Origin of the sequence: Agrobacterium sp. NPDC058088 (assembly GCF_042885035.1) — a bacterium.
GTDB lineage: Bacteria > Pseudomonadota > Alphaproteobacteria > Rhizobiales > Rhizobiaceae > Agrobacterium.
This window is the reverse complement of sequence record NZ_JBHVSU010000002.1, coordinates 456,507-471,159: the sequence shown is the minus strand read 5'-3', so window position 1 is coordinate 471,159 and position 14,653 is coordinate 456,507. Positions and strand designations below refer to the sequence as shown.

Sequence of the window (14,653 nt, the reverse complement as noted above, 5' to 3'; positions counted from 1 at the left end):
ATGTCTAAGTGGTCGCCGTTATCTCTTGTGTGATAATGGCGCGCGCCCGGGAGGACGGCATGAATGATGCGGCGGAAACGCGCGCAGCGGCGGTTGCTCTTGTCGCCGGACTTTGGCTTGCAGCTGACGCTGCCCATGCGCAGGACCCGATGCTGCTGATCGACGAGCCGGGTTTCGAACTACGCCTGCATTTTCAGGCGGGCATCAATGCCGTTGCCGAGCAGAACCTGTTCTGGAATTTTGCCGATAGATTTGCCCCGGACGCCGGCTTCGACAGCGACACGCGCTGGCTCGAGGGCTATCTGATGCCGGGCATCGGTTTTACGGCGGATGCCGGCGAACGACTTCAGGTCTATGGAAAAATCTCGGCCGTTGCCTCCGGCACGCTCGGCACCGATGCCTTCGATGCCGGCGGCACGGGCGCCGTGACGCTTGAGGACGGCTATCTCGGACTGCGCTCAAAGGCGGAAACAGGCCAATTCTTCGATATCTCCCTCGGTCCGCGACCGTTCAGAACGGGAACGGGCATGCTGATTGCCAATGGCGGATCAAGCGGTTTTGAGCGTGGCGCCCTGAAACTCGGGCCCAGAAAGGCTTGGGAACAGGCGGCGATCCTTCGATTCGGCAAGGATGACCTGACGGCCACGGCCTTTTTCATCGACGCGAATGAATTATCCGGCAAGGACAGCGGAACGACGATCGTGGGAGCGGATCTGCGTTATGAACCGCAAGAGGGTCGATATGTCGGCATTACATTCGGCCATGTTCCGGAATCCGGCTCGCCCTACGCCAGGGCTGCGGCTGGAGGCATCGGCGCGCCTGTCATCATGCCGGGTGCGCGCGAGGGTTTGAGCTTCATCAACGCCTATACCCGTACCAATCCGTTCGACGCGCCATTGCCGGGATTTTTCATCGGCGGCGATATCGCCTATCAATGGAACCCCGATATCGACCTCAGGGCCTGGGGTGGCCGCGCCCAGGTCGGTTATGCGTTTGAAGAGGTTTCGTGGACGCCAACCATCGCCTACAGCTACCAGACCTTCTCCGGCGACGATCCTTCGACCACGCGTCTGGAGCGCTTCGATCCGCTCTATTACGAAGGCAATCCAAGCGCATGGTCGACGGGCACGAAGTCCTCGATGATGTTCCTGAATTCGAACGTCAATGCGCATCAGATCAGCCTGCAGGTGAAACCGACGCAGGCCGATACTTGGACGCTGCGATACGCGCATATCCGCGCCAATGAGCTGAACAGCCCGATCCAGTTCGGCCAGGGCACGCGGCTCGACGACATAGACGGCACGCCCACCCCGGTTGCGGGCGTCGGCAACCACCATCTCGCCGACGACATCTATCTGGAATATTCGCGCATCATCAATGCCAATACCTATCTCACCGCCGGCGTCAGCATTTCATTCCCCGGCAAGGGCGTGGATTCACTGACGGCAGAGCATTCGCCGAACTGGCTAGGAGGTTTCGTCAATGTCATCGTTAATTTCTAGAACCCTGCCCGTCCTTCTTGCAGCCATGGTGCCTGTTCTGGCTTACCCGTATGCCGCTGCCAGTCAGCAAGCCGCGCCGCTTTCAGCGGAGCATTCGGACCCGCTGACGCTCGGCTGGATGCAGGGCTTTCCGCCGCCGGAAGACAAGATCATCCGCTTTTCGGACAGCGACTATTTCAATTTTCCGAAATTGCGCTGGACGGTGTGCCACTTCCGCCAGCTGATGCCGACGGTCAATGTCAGCCGTGGGCTCGGCGCGCCAGCGGCCCTTGAGCGCAAACCCGATCCCGCCATCGACGCCGTGACCTTTCGCCCGACAGGCGCTGCGCAGGACATGACCTGGCAGCAATCGCTGTCGGCCAATTACACCGATGGCATTGTCGTGCTGCACAAGGGCGTCCTTGTCTATGAGCGCTATTCCGGTTGCCTCAACGACGCCGGGCAGCATGGGGCAATGTCTGTTACGAAGTCGCTGACAGGCCTTCTCGGTGAAATGCTGGTTGCCGAAGGTAGGCTCGACGAGAATGCCAAGGTCGCGACCGTCGTTCCCGAACTGGAAAAAAGCGCCTTCGGCGATGCGACGATCCGGCAGGTGCTGGATATGACGACGGGCCTGCGTTACAGCGAGGATTATGCCGATCCCAATGCCGATGTGTGGATCTATTCCGCCGCCGGCAATCCGCTTCCCAAGCCCGAGGGTTACGAGGGCCCGCGCAGCTATTTCGACTATCTGAAGACGGTGGTGAAGCAGGGTGAACACGGTTCCGCCTTCGGCTACAAGACGATCAACAGCGATGCGCTTGGCTGGATCATTGCCCGCGTCTCGGGCAAATCGGTGGCAAAGCTGCTGTCCGAGCGTATTTGGAGCCGGATGGGCGCCGAACAGGACGCCTATTATACGGTCGATTCCACCGGCACGCCCTTTGCAGGCGGGGGGCTGAACGCGGGCTTGCGCGACATGGCACGCATCGGCCAGCTTTTGCTCGACGGCGGGATGGCGGGCGGCCAGCGCCTTATTCCCCAAAAGGCAATCGACGCCATTCGCCACGGCGGCGACAAGGCGGCTTTTGCGAAGGGCGGTTATCCGGCCTTGCAGGGCTGGAGCTATCGCGCCATGTGGTGGGTCACCCACAATGCCAACGGCGCCTTCATGGCTCGTGGGGTGCATGGCCAGGCGATCTATGTCGATCCCGCCGCCGACATGGTCATCGCCCGGTTCTCGTCGCATCCTGTTGCCAGCAACGCCGCCAACGATGCGACATCCTTGCCAGCTTATGAGGCTGTGGCGCGTTATTTGATGAAACGGGCGGGGAAGCCGTGAGGGCAGAGCGGTGAAGTCGGGGCGAATCGACTGAAGTTTTCTGTCGGATTGTGTGGCTCACCCCCCTCTGTCCTGCCGGACATCTCCCCCACAAGGAGGGAGATCGGCAAGACGCTCTACCGCCACTTCAATCTCAAACGTTGAGATGCGCGAGACCTGGCCTCGGGTCGATCTCCCTCCTTGTGGGGGAGATGTCCGGCAGGACAGGGGGGTAAGCCGCAAGCTCCACGCTCCGCGTGCCTCACACCAACAACGTCGCCCTCGCCGTCCCCACCACCTCCTCCGTCAACCCCGCCAGCCTTTCCGCCGCAAGCCGGTTAACCTGCCAATAGAGCGGGATATCGAGCGGCGTGCCGGGAACGACCTCTATCAGCCGCCCTTCCCTCAAATGCTCCGCCACAAGCTGCACGGGATTGAGCCCCCAGCCCATGCCGGCAAGGCTCGCCTTGACAAATCCATCGGTCGAAGGCAGCCAGTGGGTCGGGTAGGCAATCTCTTCACCTAGCACCTCCCTTACCCAGCTCGCCTGCAGCCGGTCCTTCTGGTTGAAGGTCAAGCCCGGCGCGCAGGCAAGCGTTGCTGATGTCACCCCATCGGCAAAATGGCGGGTCATGAAATCCGGGCTGGCGGTCGCGTGATATCGGAGTACACCGAGCGGCGTTACCCGGCACCCCTGCACCGGCTTGTCATGGGCGGTCACGGCGGCGAGCACCCTGCCCGCGCGCAGCCATTCCACCGTGTGATCCTGATCGTCGACGGCGATATTAACGAGATAATCGCTGCTGCCGGTGAATTTCGACACCGCATCCAGAAACCATGTGCCCAGGCTGTCGGCATTGGTGGCGATGTTGAGCGTCACCCGCTCCGGCGCCGCTCCCGCTTCCGCCAAGGCCGGTAGCTGGCGAAACAATTCGCTTTCCAGCATGCCGACGTGATCCATGTGTCGGCATAGCCACTCACCCTTTTCCGTTGCAACGCAGGGGTTACCGCGAACGATGAGCACCACGCCCAACCGCTCCTCCAGCTGCTTGATACGCTGGGAGACGGCCGATGGTGTGATATGCAGCGCTTGCGCCGCCTTTTCAAAGCTGCCGGTCTGAACAACCAGCGCCGCCGCGCGCATTGCGGGATAATCCAACATTAGCAATTCTTATCCTGACTGAGATTGTTTAATTTGATTAATCCTCCATGCGGAAATATCCAAGCCTACTTCATGTGATTTCAGCAAAGAGCGGTAGCGGGCGTGGACATCCAAATCTTTTTCACCGGCCTCACCATGGGCCTCAGCCTCATCGTCGCCATCGGCGCGCAGAATGCGTTTGTGCTGAAACAAGGGCTGGCGCGTTCGCATGTCTTTGCCGTCTGCGCTACATGCGCCCTTGCCGATGCGCTGCTCATTACCGTCGGCGTGTTCGGTTTTCAGCGGATCAGCGCCGTCATGCCTGCGCTCGATCCCATCATGCGTTATGCGGGGGCTGCCTTCCTCATCTGGTACGGCGCCAAAAGCCTGCATTCGGCGCTGCGTTCTTCCGAAGCGCTGTCGGTAGCGGAGCGGCAGGAGGCGAGCCTGTGGCAGACGCTCGCTATTTGTCTGGCGCTCACCTTCCTCAATCCACATGTCTATCTCGATACCGTCGTGCTGCTCGGCACGATTTCCACGCAGTTTCCCGGTTTCGAAAAGACCTTTGCGGCGGGTGCAGCCACCGGTTCGCTGCTGTTCTTCTTTTCGCTGGGTTATGGCGCGCGTTGGCTGAGGCCGATCTTCGAAAAACCATCCGCCTGGCGCATTCTCGAAGGTGTCATCGCCGTCACCATGTGGGCCATCGCCTTCAAGCTTGTCATGGGTGCATAAGGGCAGGAATTTCGCGCTCCCATCACTTTCAACAGGACTAAACAAGCCGCGCCATTTTCCAAACGGGGAATCAGTGATAGTCCTCGACCTGTTCAAAAACGGGAAAACAGCGTGTTCCGAGTTCCATTCCTTGTCGGCATCGCCCTTCTGATTGCCTTTGGCGGCGGTATTGCCGCGACGATGGCAGCGCTTGAAGCGACATCCGGTTTCGGCTCGATCCGCATCGGCTCCTGGGACGCCTTTCCCGAAGCGCAGACGATCGAGGCCGACCCCTACGCCAAATCGCACCGTGCCGATGCGGGCAAGCTGCTTTATGGCACCGCCGAGGGACTGTCTTTCACCGCCTCCGTCGATAGCGACGGCCAGCGCCTGAGCGGTGAATGCCGCTACCGCCTGGCTGGCGCCGTGCCGCCCGCGCGTTTCTGGACGCTTTATACCGCCGACCAGCAGGGCAATGTGCTTGCCGAAGATGCTGGCCGGCCCTTCGCGCTCAATTCCCGAACGCTGCTGCGCAGTGCCGATGGCGGGATCGACATCACCATCGCCCCCGATGCCCAGACCTATAACTGGCTGTCAGTGCCGCAGGGCCAGACCTTCAAGCTGGTCATGACGCTGCTCGATACGCCGGTTGCCGGCAGTTCCGGCCTGATCGACATTTCCATGCCGCAAATCCGCAAGCTGGGGTGTGGCAATGCTTAGGGTCCTGCTCGCCATCGTCACCGGCCTCGTTGCCGCCGCCGTGCTGCATGTCATCGTCATTCTGGCGATACCGCATTTCAGCAATCGCGACGCCTATACGCGGGCGCTGGCGGAAGGAAAGCCGCATCTGTTTCATCTGCTCGAAGAGACGACGGAGAAAAAGACCCTCGGTAGCGGCGATCCCTTCATGCGGGTGGCCGTCTGCACCTTCAACATCGAGGAACAGCCGGTCAGGCTCACCGCCATCGGCGCCGTTCCCTTCTGGTCCGTCGCGGTTTACGACAGGGCCTCCAACGAGGTGTTCAGCATGAATGACCGCACCTCCGCCGGCGGCGAGATGGATATTCTGGTCGCGGACGCCGTGCAGATAGCCGCCATCCGCAAGGCGCAGCCGCCCGCGCTTTCGCAGGCCATTCTGGCGGAATCGGATCAGACGGAAGGGTATGTGGTGTTAAGAACCATGGTGCCGCAGCCGAGTTTCGGCGAAGAAGCGGAGCGGTTCCTGAACGATGCAAAATGCCAGCCGACGCCGTGGAAATAACGCCGGTTCGTTCGCGATAATCAGGACTTGAGAGCAGTTTCCGTTGCGGATTTGCCCTTGCGCGCGACTTTGCCAGATGGCTCCGTATCGCGTTTTTCATAACGAACGCCGGTAAACAATACGACCTTCGCCGGACCGACTATCACTGTTCCAGCCAAGCCGGCGGGGCGCAGGTTTCGTCGGGCGTCGCCAATTGCAATAATCTCTGCCATGCTCATCTCCTCTTCGGGACATGATTGTCAATGTTGCCCATGGGAACCGCGCAAGCCTCGTCTTGCGTCGGGAATTTCATCACCATTACATTGCGCATAGGCCAGTCCACAGACTGGTTTCCGCACGATCCAAAAATCCAAAGCGATTCTTATAAGGGGATCGTGCGCAGATTCAGGCTTCACATGCCATTTTTGCTTTTATTTCGTAGATCAGAATAACATGGAATCCTAATACTTCCCATGAAATTACAAACAGACAGAGGTTAATGATCCGTTAACCCTAATCGTTGGGCCCTGATTTCTTTCTCCATCGACCGCACCCGTTGAAAACTAAGGCGGTGCGGCAAAGTTCCATCGGATTTTCGGCGTCATCAAGGTTTTAAAATTTCCTTGTTGAAAGAGGCAGATTCCCTCTTGCCACCCCCCATAGTTAACAGGACGTCAACGCATTTGCTCTAATTTGAGCCGATATTGTGTTTGCGTTTGTTGGGTAGTGCGTTGACCGACCGGTTTCGAGAACTTGAGAGGCCAAGAGCCATTAGGAAGAAAGATGTGGTGCTGATGGCCACGGTGACGAATTTCGAGTCTGTTTCCCATCCGTCAAAAACGGACCTTCGGCAGTTCGCCGAACTTTTTATGCCACTTTTTAATGCCTCCACCGAGGAAGCCAAGCGGGAGGCCATCGCCGCGCTTTCCCAGCATCCGAGCGTGCCGTCAGCCGTCGCCTTCTTCATCGCCTGCCAGCCGATTTCACTTGCCGCGCCCTTTCTCATTTCCTCGAAATGCCTTGATGACGACACGCTGATCACCATTGCCCGCACGCAAGGCGCCGCCCATGCGCGCGCCATCGTGCGCCGCGAAGACCTCTCCCCGACCGTCATCGACGCGCTTGTGGGCCTGCGCCACGCGGAGGATCTGAAAAGACCGGTAGAGGAAACGACGGTCGCAGAACCACAGGCTGCAGCAATGCCCGAAGTGCAGACAATGCAAGAAAAGACGGACAGGATTGCCGCCGCTTCCGCGCTCGAGGAAGAAATGCGCCAGCAGATCAAGCAGATGGCGCGCCACCTCAACCGCCCGGAAAGCGACGTTCTCGGCCTTCGCCGCCTGAGCGAGGTGCAGGAGGCACTGCTCGTCCGCTTCGCGCGTGAGCGCAACGCCCGGCAATTCGCGGTGGCGCTGGCCGATTCGCTGTCATCGAGCTATTGGCTGTCGGAGCGCATCATGCTCGATATATCGGGCGCGCAGCTGGCGACGACGCTCGTCGGCCTTGGCATGGAGTTTTCCGAGGCGGCCTTCGTGCTACAATGCTTCTATCCGCATCTTTCCGCCGCCGAAGGTGACATGAGCCGCGCCGAAGCCCTGCTCGACCGCCTCGACACCGTGGAATGCGAAGAGCGGCTGGAAAGCTGGCGGCGGGCCGACAGCTATACGCATGGCCGTGAACGGCCGAGCCGTAGCGCACCGGCTGCGCAGAGAACCGGGACGCAGGGTTAAGCGGGCTGGCCTTTGCATCTTCAGTAGTGCGAGGTCATTCGCGGACGGAGAACCGGATTGCACTTTTCCTGGTTCTAGCCTTTGGGCTGATCCACCAGCGTCAGCAACGTCCCGATGTCATCGGTTTCGATCTCCACGACCCACAGGTCGCTGTCGAACCGCCGCTCCCTTTCCAGCAGGGCCGCACTTTCCTCGCCCTCGACATCGGCCAGACGTGTTTCGAAACGGCGCTCGGCGCGGATGATGTCCTCTTCATCAGCGAAACTTTGCGGGGCGGGTCCATAGAGGTTCTCTCGGCCGTCGCGCAGCCGCTGGCGGATGAAGATCGCCCCCGCCTCCTCCGCGCCCTTCTTTTCGACAGCGGCAAATCCTCCGGCAGCGAAGACGCGGCGGATGAGGGCTGAGACGAAGATTTCGGATTTGAGGCGCATGGGTTTGCTTTCGATTTTTGCGCTGCGTAGGTGGGTGGGGTTTCGATGTCGATTTTTAAGCTGACGAAGGTGTCCGTGGGTTACCCCCCTCTGCCCTGCCGGGCATCTCCCCCTCAAGGGGGGAGATCGAGATGCCGTGAGGTCGCGCCCATCTTCATGTCTGCGAATGAATTGGTTATAGCGCCGCTTGCCGATCTCCCCCCCTTGAGGGGGAGATGCCCGGCAGGGCAGAGGGGGGGAGATCCACGCACGCACCCCGGCTGCCGTCAAAACCTCAAAGCGCCCCGATAGACTTCAGCTTCTTCAGCACAGCCTCGCTCGGCTCGCCGGTTTCCGGCAAGCGATAATGTTTCTCAAACGCCCTGATAGCATTCCGTGTCTGCTGGCCGGCCACGCCGTCCACCTTCACATCGGCATAGGCGATGTTGATCAGCCCCTGCTGGATCTTCGCGATGAGATCGCGGCTTGCCGGCTTGGCGGCGTTGTTGAGGGAGACCGGCTCGGCTTTCGGGCGCGGTGCCTCCGCCTTGCGGATGGCGGCGGCGACGGGATCAATCTCGACACCACCGCTGGTATCGGCAGGCCGGTCCTTCGGGATAGCGGCAACCGTTGCACCGTCGATCCTGAGCGCGGCCAGCACCCGGGTCGTCGGCTCGCCGGTCTGCTCCATGCCGAGCGTTTCCTCGAAGAACATGATGGCGGCGGCGGTCTTCGGCCCCATGCGGCCGTCGGCGTCGCCTTCATAAAGCCCGCGTTTCTTCAGTTCAGCCTGAATATCGGCGACGATCTGCTGCGGCTTCTGGGTATCGGCTGCAGGAAGTGCTGCGGTTTCCGGGGCGGCGGGAGACGGTGCCGTCTCGCCTTCCGCCGGCCGCTCGATGCGGAAGGTGGTGACGTTGCCGTGCGTGCCGAGCGGTTCGGCCGGGCGATAGCCGGCGATGCCGTTGGGATTTTCCGCATCGCGCGTGCGCAGGAAGGGCGTGGGGTGAACGCCTGGCTGATACCAGAGCGCATTGGCGGCGACAAAACCGAAGACGACGGCAAAGGCACCACAGCCGCCAACCATTTTCGGATGGCGCAGGATTTCGCGCCCGATGGCCGAAACCACCAAGGAAACAATGCCGACACCAATCTGTGCCGTTGTTTTCTTAGGCGATTTTCGCTTTCGCGGGGCCATCGTCACCGTCCTTTCTCATTCTTGCGGCCATCTCGCCAAGCTGCCGGATGCGGGGCGGAAACTCCACCATGCTTTCGGCTTCAGCATTATGACCGCCACCCGCCATGCCGGAACCGTCAGCAGGCAGGGTGATCGTTACGACCGTCCCCTCGCCGGGCTTGCTGGTGATGGCAAACGTGCCGCCATGCAGAGCCACAAGCCCCTTGACCAGGGACAATCCCAGACCCGTGCCCTCATAGCGACGGGTATATTCATTCTGAACCTGCATGAAGGGCTGGCCCAGGAACTCGATCTTGTCTTCGGCAATGCCGATACCGGTGTCGCTCACCGTCAGCTTCAACATCGCGCCCTCACGCGCGGCGTCGATCGACACCACACCACCCGCATCGGTGAATTTTATGGCATTGCCGGCAAGATTGATGAGAACCTGCCGGATGGCGCGCTGATCGGCCGCGATTTCGCCGATACCGCGCTGGATGCGGCTGGTCAATGTCAGGCCTTTTTCCTTCGCCTGCAGGCCAAGCATGGCTTCGCAAGATTCAATCGTCTCGGCAATCGGGAAGCTTTCCATCATCAGCTCGTAGCGGCCGGCTTCCAGCTTACTCATGTCGAGCATGGTGTTGACGACGGACAGGAGATGGGCGCCGGACTGGCGGATCAGCCCGACATATTCCCGCTGGCGATCGTTTTCCAGCCGGCCGAAATATTCGCCCGCCAGAATATCGGAGAAACCGAGGACGGCGTTGAGCGGTGTGCGCAGCTCATGGCTGACGGCGGCGAGGAAACGCGACTTGGCGTCGTTGGCCGATTCCGCCTCCGCCGCCTTGCGGGCGACATCGCGGCGCAGACGTTCCATTTCCGTAATATCGGTCAGCTGGGCGACGATGCGGCGCAGGCGGCCTGTCGCACCCCGAATGGCGGTCATCTCGATACGGACATGCATGAACTGCGTCTGGCGCGATTTCGCACCGGTCTCGAAGCGAAGTTCGGCGGTTGCCGTGTCGTCGCCCTGCCGCAGCGTGTCGAAAGCCTGCATCAGGTCGATGCGATCAGAGACATAGACATATTCAACGAGGATGTGTCCCTTGCTGGCCTGAAGATCTCCCGGAAACGTCGCGAGATCCCGACCGGAGACGTGTTCGACCATACCGGTCTCACCGATGACCAGCACGAGCCCCGGCACCTGCGAGGCGGCGATCAGATCGTTATCACCGGCCACGGCGGAAAAGGAGGGCGCACCGCGTGCAGGGCGCGAAAAGGCAATCAGCAGCGCGGCGGCGGCAAGATAGAGCGCCAGCACCAGGGCCGCACCGATGGGTAGCGCGATGGCGGGGCTGAAAACGAGGCTGAACAGGGCTGGTACAACAAAAAGGCCGACAGCACTGAAAGCGATCAGCCGGCGCAGGCGCGCAATGGTTCCGGCACGCCTTTCGGCGTCCTCTTCCATGCGCGCAAGCCATCTGCCTGCGGCATGGTCGACCAGTGCGACCGCTTTTTCTCTCATATTACGCAATACCAAACCCGAATCTTGAAGGCGGTTCTAACAGCGTCGACAATAGAAGGCGGCGGCTTAAGGAATGGATAAAAAGAATGGCGGCAAAGGCCTGTCAAATACGCCTCAGTCCCAATACGGGGCATTTATTCCAAGCTTTGCCAATCATGGTTAATGACGGGTAAGCGACGGATTTCGCTTCATTTTCGCCATCGTGTTAACCTTTGTGGCAAGGCTTGCCGCCGCTTTGGCCCGGAACGCGTGGGCTCTGTCGCAATTATGCTTAACATGGACTGTTAAAATGCGAATGAATTGATGGCTGCCGTCCCGATACGAGGAGAATAGATACAATTTGAATTAAATTGCGCCGCTTTTTGCAATCGGCTGTTCGCCGGTCGCCTGTAGCTTCTCCTCAAGCCCGGGAAACGGGACAAAGGCCGATGACCCGAAACCGGGCGGGGCTTCAAAACAAAGATCATCTGGCAGGGTGTCTGACAATGTGGTTTCTGATCAAAGGAACATTCTGGTTTTCGCTGGTGCTGGTGGCGCTGTCCTATTTCGGCAGCTACAACGACCCCACCAAGGAACCTTCGGCATTTGATCTTCCCAGCGCCGTTTCAGCCGCAGGGGAAGCCTATCGTTATGTCAGCGCCATCTGCATCGAAAAACCCGATGTCTGCATCAAGGGTGCCGAAACCTTCCACGCGCTCGGCGAGCGGGCAAAGGAAGGCGCAAAGGTTGCCTATGAGCTGCTGGACAAGCAGCTTGCCTCCGGTGACAAGCCCGCCGATGTCGCTGATGTTGCCGCAGAAGTCGAAAAGCTGGCTGCAGCACCTGTCGTCAGCGTCGAATTTCCCGGAAAGCCGGACCCGCTGAAGACCGGCACGGTCATACCCCTGCCGCAGAAGCGTCCTGCTCTCTGAGCCTGCCTTCCACCGCCCCTTTCCGGCAGACGATATCCGTTTGCCCACTGCCTGCCTGACTTGCCCACGGAGACCTGTTTTCCGTGGGCTTTTTCTTGGCCCATGGTTCAAAACCGCGCACACTTCCCCTATATCCTGGGAAAGACCTTGAATAACGGATGATACGGCGCAACCATGGCCTCTCTCGAAACGATCCTCGACGACTTCGCTTTCCTCGACGACTGGGAGGACCGTTATCGTTATGTCATCGAACTCGGCAAGGCCCTTCCCGAGTTGCCGGAAGACAAACGCACCGCCGACAACAAGGTACAGGGCTGCGCCAGCCAAGTCTGGCTCGTCAGCTATAGCGATGGTGCGGAAGACCCACTCATGACCTTTGAGGGCGATTCGGATGCGCATATCGTGCGCGGCCTCGTCGCCATCGTGCTCGCCGTCTATTCCGGCAGAAAAGCCTCCGAGATTGCCGATCTGGATGCCATCGAGGTGTTCAACAAGATCGGGCTGGTGGAGCATCTCTCCGCACAGCGCGCCAATGGCCTGCGCTCCATGATCAAGCGTATCCGCGGGGAAGCCCAGCTGCTGGCGGCCTGAGCCCTCACTCCGTTGCTGTGCCTGTCCCCAGCGAGGGGCGATAATCCGCATCGCCCCAATGTCGATCCTTGCCTCCCCGAGTGGTGGCAGGCGGCGCATAGTGGCGGGCTAGCGAGAGCAGCGCGGCCCTGAGCAGCAATTTAGCCGAGCGCGCCGGCCATAATCTTTCCCGCTCCACCGTCTCCAGCCCCTTTTCGAAGCAGCAGATATCGATGGCGACGCCCGAAAGTTCCGGGCCCATCGCGTCCGCCGCGCGGGAAAACCGCGCCCTTGCCGCCATTGCCGCCTCCGTAAGATCGAGTGCACCGCCCGCCTCACCTCTGGTGCGATTTGCAATGCGCGGCTCCCATGTCGCCGTGATTCTGGGATTGAGATGGCCGCGATGAAAATCTGCGGCAAGGCGCTCACCCGCCTCCAGCGCGTCTTCAGGGAAAAATGCACCGCCATCCCGCTCCTTCAATCGTGAAAGGCTGGTCAGCGGCGAGGTGTTGAGGTTGCGACGGGCCGGCTGCTTCGCCTCATCGAGCTCCACCACGACGGTCTCGATATTCCGGTGCTGCTCCTGAAACACCTCGTCCCGGTCCTTTGCCATCGCCCGTTTCAGATAGGGGCCAAGTGGCGGTGCGGCGCAAAGGCTGTTCTGCCGCCGTTCGACCAGACCGGAGGAGACGGCAAGCCGCACCGTCTCGGCCGGAAACCGCTGGACCGCCTGCCCCGGATGCCGGCGGCGCAGGACGATATCGTTCCCCTCCTGTGTGATGTCAGCCGCACCGGCCGCGATGCAGCGCAGAAGCCGCAGCAGGACACGATGTGCGGAAGCGGTCGGGACGTTCTTCGCTTCACTCATCCCGCGCCCCTTTCACTACGTTGAAAATGCCTCCGGCCAGCCGTTGAAGTGCCGCGACGAAATCATCGAAGGCCGGCTCGTCACGCCGGTCCTCGACCACCTGGCAGGCATGGCCCACCGTTGTCCTGTCCCGGCCAAAGCAGGGGCCGATATCCGACATGGGAATGCCGAGTTCGACATGGCAGACATACATGGCGATCTGGCGAATATGGCATTCGGTGCGGCGACGGTCGCGGCGCGCCGCAAAGCGATCACCGGTCAATTGCACCATCTCGCCGGTGAGCTGCCGCACCAGACGGCAAAGACGGGCAACCTCTTCCCGCCCGGCAATGGGCGGCCAGTGGCGGAAGGGGCGATTGACGACCTGCATGCGAGGCCGCGCGGCGGCAGACAGAAGTGATGTATCCGACGGCATATGCAACTCCTCTACGAATAGGAATTAATTCATACACCTGTGGATGGATGCGGGGAAGTGCGAATTTATGCCCGCGACTTCATCAATTGAATTTGCAATGTTTTTTGGAAAAAAGCGTCGTCACAGAAGGATTTTTTTCCTCAACTGAAATTTCGCGCGACAACAAAAAAGCCGGTCGACGGACCGGCTGGACGATAAGAGCGAGCGAATGAACCATGCTGCCTTCTCCCCGGCGGGGAGAAGATGCGGCAGTGGGCTTATGAGGAGGGGTCAGCGATATCGAAGAGCCGACCCCTCGCCGGTCCTTCTGGCCCCCTCTCCCCGCTGGGGAGAACAGGCCGGACCGTCGTTACAATCAGCGGCTGGCCTTGCGGCGTTGGCCGAGACCCATTTCCTTGGCTAGCCGCGAACGAGCTTCGGCATAGGCGGGCGCAACCATCGGATAATCGACCGCCAGGTCCCATTTTTCGCGATATTCTTCCGGCGTCATGCTGTGATGCGTCGTGAGATGCCGCTTCAGCGACTTGAACGAGCCGCCGCATTCCAAACAGACGATATGATCGTCCTGAACCGACTTGCGGACCGAGACCGCAGGCTTCTGCTTTTCGACATTGACCGCCACCGATGCCGGTGCCGATGTTCCGCTAAGCGCCGTGTGAACATCCGAAATAAGGCCGGGAAGCTCTGTGACCGGAACGACGTGGTTGCTAACATAGGCAGCCACAATATCCGCCGTCAGTTCGACCAGCAGATCCTGGGCGTTACCGTATGCAGTTTCCGTCATTTAAGTATCTCCTGTTTATTTATCCCCTGAAGCGGCGAACGCTGCAGCAAGCGATGTGAAGTTACCCGGTGCCCCACCTTCGCCCTGTTGAAACCAACGTGAAATCTACCCCTAGATTTCAGACGAAAACCGGAAACGAATTATCCGAGATTCAACTTGTGGCCCGCGTCATGGGCAGCAATGGTCCGATGGCCCATAGATTAGACATTAATAAAATGCCTACGCCGTTCATGAAGAGGCTAGATGCAAATCGCGATAAGCAAATTTACACTTCATTTGGATAACAGCAAAACAGCAAAAGTCAAATTCCTATTATGAATTTTTCAGTTCAAAACAGTCTAATCTCAATACAAAAAATTACGGGTAATA

General features: G+C 59.9%; 16 protein-coding genes. 8 read left to right on the top strand and 8 right to left on the bottom strand.

Annotated features, from left to right (window positions below):
- Nucleotides 1–59 precede the first annotated feature (59 nt).
- Both ACFVTJ_RS07615 and ACFVTJ_RS07610 read left to right on the top strand, forming a co-directional pair.
- On the top strand, nucleotides 60–1,502 hold the full coding sequence (locus ACFVTJ_RS07615; protein ID WP_386906060.1) for an alginate export family protein: 1,443 nt from the start codon (nucleotides 60–62) through the stop codon (nucleotides 1,500–1,502).
- A 25-nt stretch (nucleotides 1,503–1,527) separates the two neighbouring features.
- A complete protein-coding gene (locus ACFVTJ_RS07610; protein ID WP_386906896.1) occupies nucleotides 1,528–2,823 on the top strand; it encodes a serine hydrolase domain-containing protein in 1,296 nt (431 codons plus the stop codon).
- Nucleotides 2,824–3,064: 241 nt separating this feature from the next.
- Here ACFVTJ_RS07610 and ACFVTJ_RS07605 read toward each other — a convergent pair whose 3' ends face one another.
- Nucleotides 3,065–3,964 carry a LysR family transcriptional regulator ArgP gene (locus ACFVTJ_RS07605; protein WP_386906058.1) on the bottom strand — a complete coding sequence of 300 codons (900 nt, stop codon included), beginning with the start codon at nucleotides 3,962–3,964 and terminating at the stop codon, nucleotides 3,065–3,067.
- Nucleotides 3,965–4,066: 102 nt separating this feature from the next.
- Between ACFVTJ_RS07605 and ACFVTJ_RS07600 the strand changes: the two genes are divergently transcribed.
- The 3 genes from ACFVTJ_RS07600 (at nucleotide 4,067) to ACFVTJ_RS07590 (ending at nucleotide 5,915) form a co-directional block, all read left to right on the top strand.
- On the top strand, nucleotides 4,067–4,675 hold the full coding sequence (locus ACFVTJ_RS07600; RefSeq protein ID WP_386906056.1) for a LysE/ArgO family amino acid transporter: 609 nt from the start codon (nucleotides 4,067–4,069) through the stop codon (nucleotides 4,673–4,675).
- A gap of 111 nt (nucleotides 4,676–4,786) precedes the next feature.
- Nucleotides 4,787–5,374, top strand: a complete 588-nt coding sequence (locus ACFVTJ_RS07595; protein WP_386906054.1) for a DUF1214 domain-containing protein — start codon at nucleotides 4,787–4,789, stop codon at nucleotides 5,372–5,374.
- The gene (locus ACFVTJ_RS07590) at nucleotides 5,367–5,915 is read left to right on the top strand and encodes a DUF1254 domain-containing protein (protein WP_386906052.1); all 549 of its coding nucleotides are present in this window, start codon (nucleotides 5,367–5,369) and stop codon (nucleotides 5,913–5,915) included. Before ACFVTJ_RS07595 ends, ACFVTJ_RS07590 begins: the two co-directional genes overlap by 8 nt.
- Nucleotides 5,916–5,935: 20 nt before the next feature.
- Here the strand turns inward: ACFVTJ_RS07590 and ACFVTJ_RS07585 are convergent, their stop codons facing one another.
- Nucleotides 5,936–6,127, bottom strand: a complete 192-nt coding sequence (locus ACFVTJ_RS07585; protein ID WP_386906050.1) for a hypothetical protein — start codon at nucleotides 6,125–6,127, stop codon at nucleotides 5,936–5,938.
- Between the two features lie 561 nt (nucleotides 6,128–6,688).
- Here ACFVTJ_RS07585 and ACFVTJ_RS07580 point away from each other — a divergent pair.
- Nucleotides 6,689–7,624, top strand: coding sequence for a DUF2336 domain-containing protein (locus ACFVTJ_RS07580; protein WP_386906894.1), 936 nt, complete (start codon nucleotides 6,689–6,691; stop codon nucleotides 7,622–7,624).
- A gap of 74 nt (nucleotides 7,625–7,698) precedes the next feature.
- On the opposite strand, the gene ACFVTJ_RS07575 is transcribed toward ACFVTJ_RS07580, so the two are convergent.
- The 3 genes from ACFVTJ_RS07575 to ACFVTJ_RS07565 form a co-directional block, all read right to left on the bottom strand.
- Nucleotides 7,699–8,055: a DUF1491 family protein gene (locus ACFVTJ_RS07575; protein ID WP_386906048.1), complete on the bottom strand. Its 357-nt coding sequence runs from the start codon at nucleotides 8,053–8,055 to the stop codon at nucleotides 7,699–7,701.
- Between the two features lie 274 nt (nucleotides 8,056–8,329).
- Nucleotides 8,330–9,232, bottom strand: coding sequence for a peptidoglycan-binding protein (locus tag ACFVTJ_RS07570; protein ID WP_386906046.1), 903 nt, complete (start codon nucleotides 9,230–9,232; stop codon nucleotides 8,330–8,332).
- Nucleotides 9,204–10,736 (bottom strand): sensor histidine kinase, encoded by a 1,533-nt coding sequence (locus tag ACFVTJ_RS07565; protein WP_386906044.1) that lies wholly within the window; start codon nucleotides 10,734–10,736, stop codon nucleotides 9,204–9,206. Before ACFVTJ_RS07565 ends, ACFVTJ_RS07570 begins: the two co-directional genes overlap by 29 nt.
- A gap of 485 nt (nucleotides 10,737–11,221) precedes the next feature.
- Here ACFVTJ_RS07565 and ACFVTJ_RS07560 point away from each other — a divergent pair, with 485 nt between their 5' ends.
- On the top strand, nucleotides 11,222–11,647 hold the full coding sequence (locus tag ACFVTJ_RS07560; RefSeq protein WP_386906042.1) for a DUF5330 domain-containing protein: 426 nt from the start codon (nucleotides 11,222–11,224) through the stop codon (nucleotides 11,645–11,647).
- 174 nt (nucleotides 11,648–11,821) lie between these two features.
- Nucleotides 11,822–12,238, top strand: a complete 417-nt coding sequence (locus tag ACFVTJ_RS07555; RefSeq protein ID WP_386906040.1) for a SufE family protein — start codon at nucleotides 11,822–11,824, stop codon at nucleotides 12,236–12,238.
- Between the two features lie 4 nt (nucleotides 12,239–12,242).
- Here ACFVTJ_RS07555 and ACFVTJ_RS07550 read toward each other — a convergent pair whose 3' ends face one another.
- The 3 genes from ACFVTJ_RS07550 to ros all read right to left on the bottom strand — a co-directional run bounded on the left by ACFVTJ_RS07550 (nucleotide 12,243) and on the right by ros (nucleotide 14,284).
- Complete coding sequence (locus ACFVTJ_RS07550) at nucleotides 12,243–13,085, bottom strand: DUF6456 domain-containing protein (protein WP_386906038.1); 843 nt, start codon at nucleotides 13,083–13,085, stop codon at nucleotides 12,243–12,245.
- A complete protein-coding gene (locus tag ACFVTJ_RS07545; protein WP_386906036.1) occupies nucleotides 13,078–13,500 on the bottom strand; it encodes a helix-turn-helix domain-containing protein in 423 nt (140 codons plus the stop codon). The genes ACFVTJ_RS07550 and ACFVTJ_RS07545 overlap by 8 nt, the downstream gene beginning before the upstream one ends.
- A 355-nt stretch (nucleotides 13,501–13,855) precedes the next feature.
- Nucleotides 13,856–14,284, bottom strand: a complete 429-nt coding sequence (gene ros, locus ACFVTJ_RS07540; RefSeq protein WP_386906034.1) for a MucR family transcriptional regulator Ros — start codon at nucleotides 14,282–14,284, stop codon at nucleotides 13,856–13,858.
- Between the last annotated feature and the right edge of the window lie 369 nt (nucleotides 14,285–14,653).

Excerpts from the sequence above, each read along its gene's own strand:
- ACFVTJ_RS07605 (WP_386906058.1), bottom strand. The coding sequence starts at position 3,964 with ATGTTGGATTATCCCGCAATGCGCGCGGCGGCGCTGGTTGTTCAGACC.
- ACFVTJ_RS07550 (WP_386906038.1), bottom strand. The coding sequence starts at position 13,085 with ATGAGTGAAGCGAAGAACGTCCCGACCGCTTCCGCACATCGTGTCCTG.
- ACFVTJ_RS07580 (WP_386906894.1), top strand. The coding sequence starts at position 6,689 with ATGGCCACGGTGACGAATTTCGAGTCTGTTTCCCATCCGTCAAAAACG.
- ACFVTJ_RS07555 (WP_386906040.1), top strand. The coding sequence starts at position 11,822 with ATGGCCTCTCTCGAAACGATCCTCGACGACTTCGCTTTCCTCGACGAC.
- ACFVTJ_RS07590 (WP_386906052.1), top strand. The coding sequence starts at position 5,367 with ATGCTTAGGGTCCTGCTCGCCATCGTCACCGGCCTCGTTGCCGCCGCC.
- ACFVTJ_RS07615 (WP_386906060.1), top strand. The coding sequence starts at position 60 with ATGAATGATGCGGCGGAAACGCGCGCAGCGGCGGTTGCTCTTGTCGCC.
- ACFVTJ_RS07560 (WP_386906042.1), top strand. The coding sequence starts at position 11,222 with ATGTGGTTTCTGATCAAAGGAACATTCTGGTTTTCGCTGGTGCTGGTG.
- ACFVTJ_RS07575 (WP_386906048.1), bottom strand. The coding sequence starts at position 8,055 with ATGCGCCTCAAATCCGAAATCTTCGTCTCAGCCCTCATCCGCCGCGTC.
- ACFVTJ_RS07585 (WP_386906050.1), bottom strand. The coding sequence starts at position 6,127 with ATGGCAGAGATTATTGCAATTGGCGACGCCCGACGAAACCTGCGCCCC.
- ACFVTJ_RS07565 (WP_386906044.1), bottom strand. The coding sequence starts at position 10,736 with ATGAGAGAAAAAGCGGTCGCACTGGTCGACCATGCCGCAGGCAGATGG.
- ACFVTJ_RS07570 (WP_386906046.1), bottom strand. The coding sequence starts at position 9,232 with ATGGCCCCGCGAAAGCGAAAATCGCCTAAGAAAACAACGGCACAGATT.
- ros (WP_386906034.1), bottom strand. The coding sequence starts at position 14,284 with ATGACGGAAACTGCATACGGTAACGCCCAGGATCTGCTGGTCGAACTG.
- ACFVTJ_RS07545 (WP_386906036.1), bottom strand. The coding sequence starts at position 13,500 with ATGCCGTCGGATACATCACTTCTGTCTGCCGCCGCGCGGCCTCGCATG.
- ACFVTJ_RS07610 (WP_386906896.1), top strand. The coding sequence starts at position 1,528 with ATGGTGCCTGTTCTGGCTTACCCGTATGCCGCTGCCAGTCAGCAAGCC.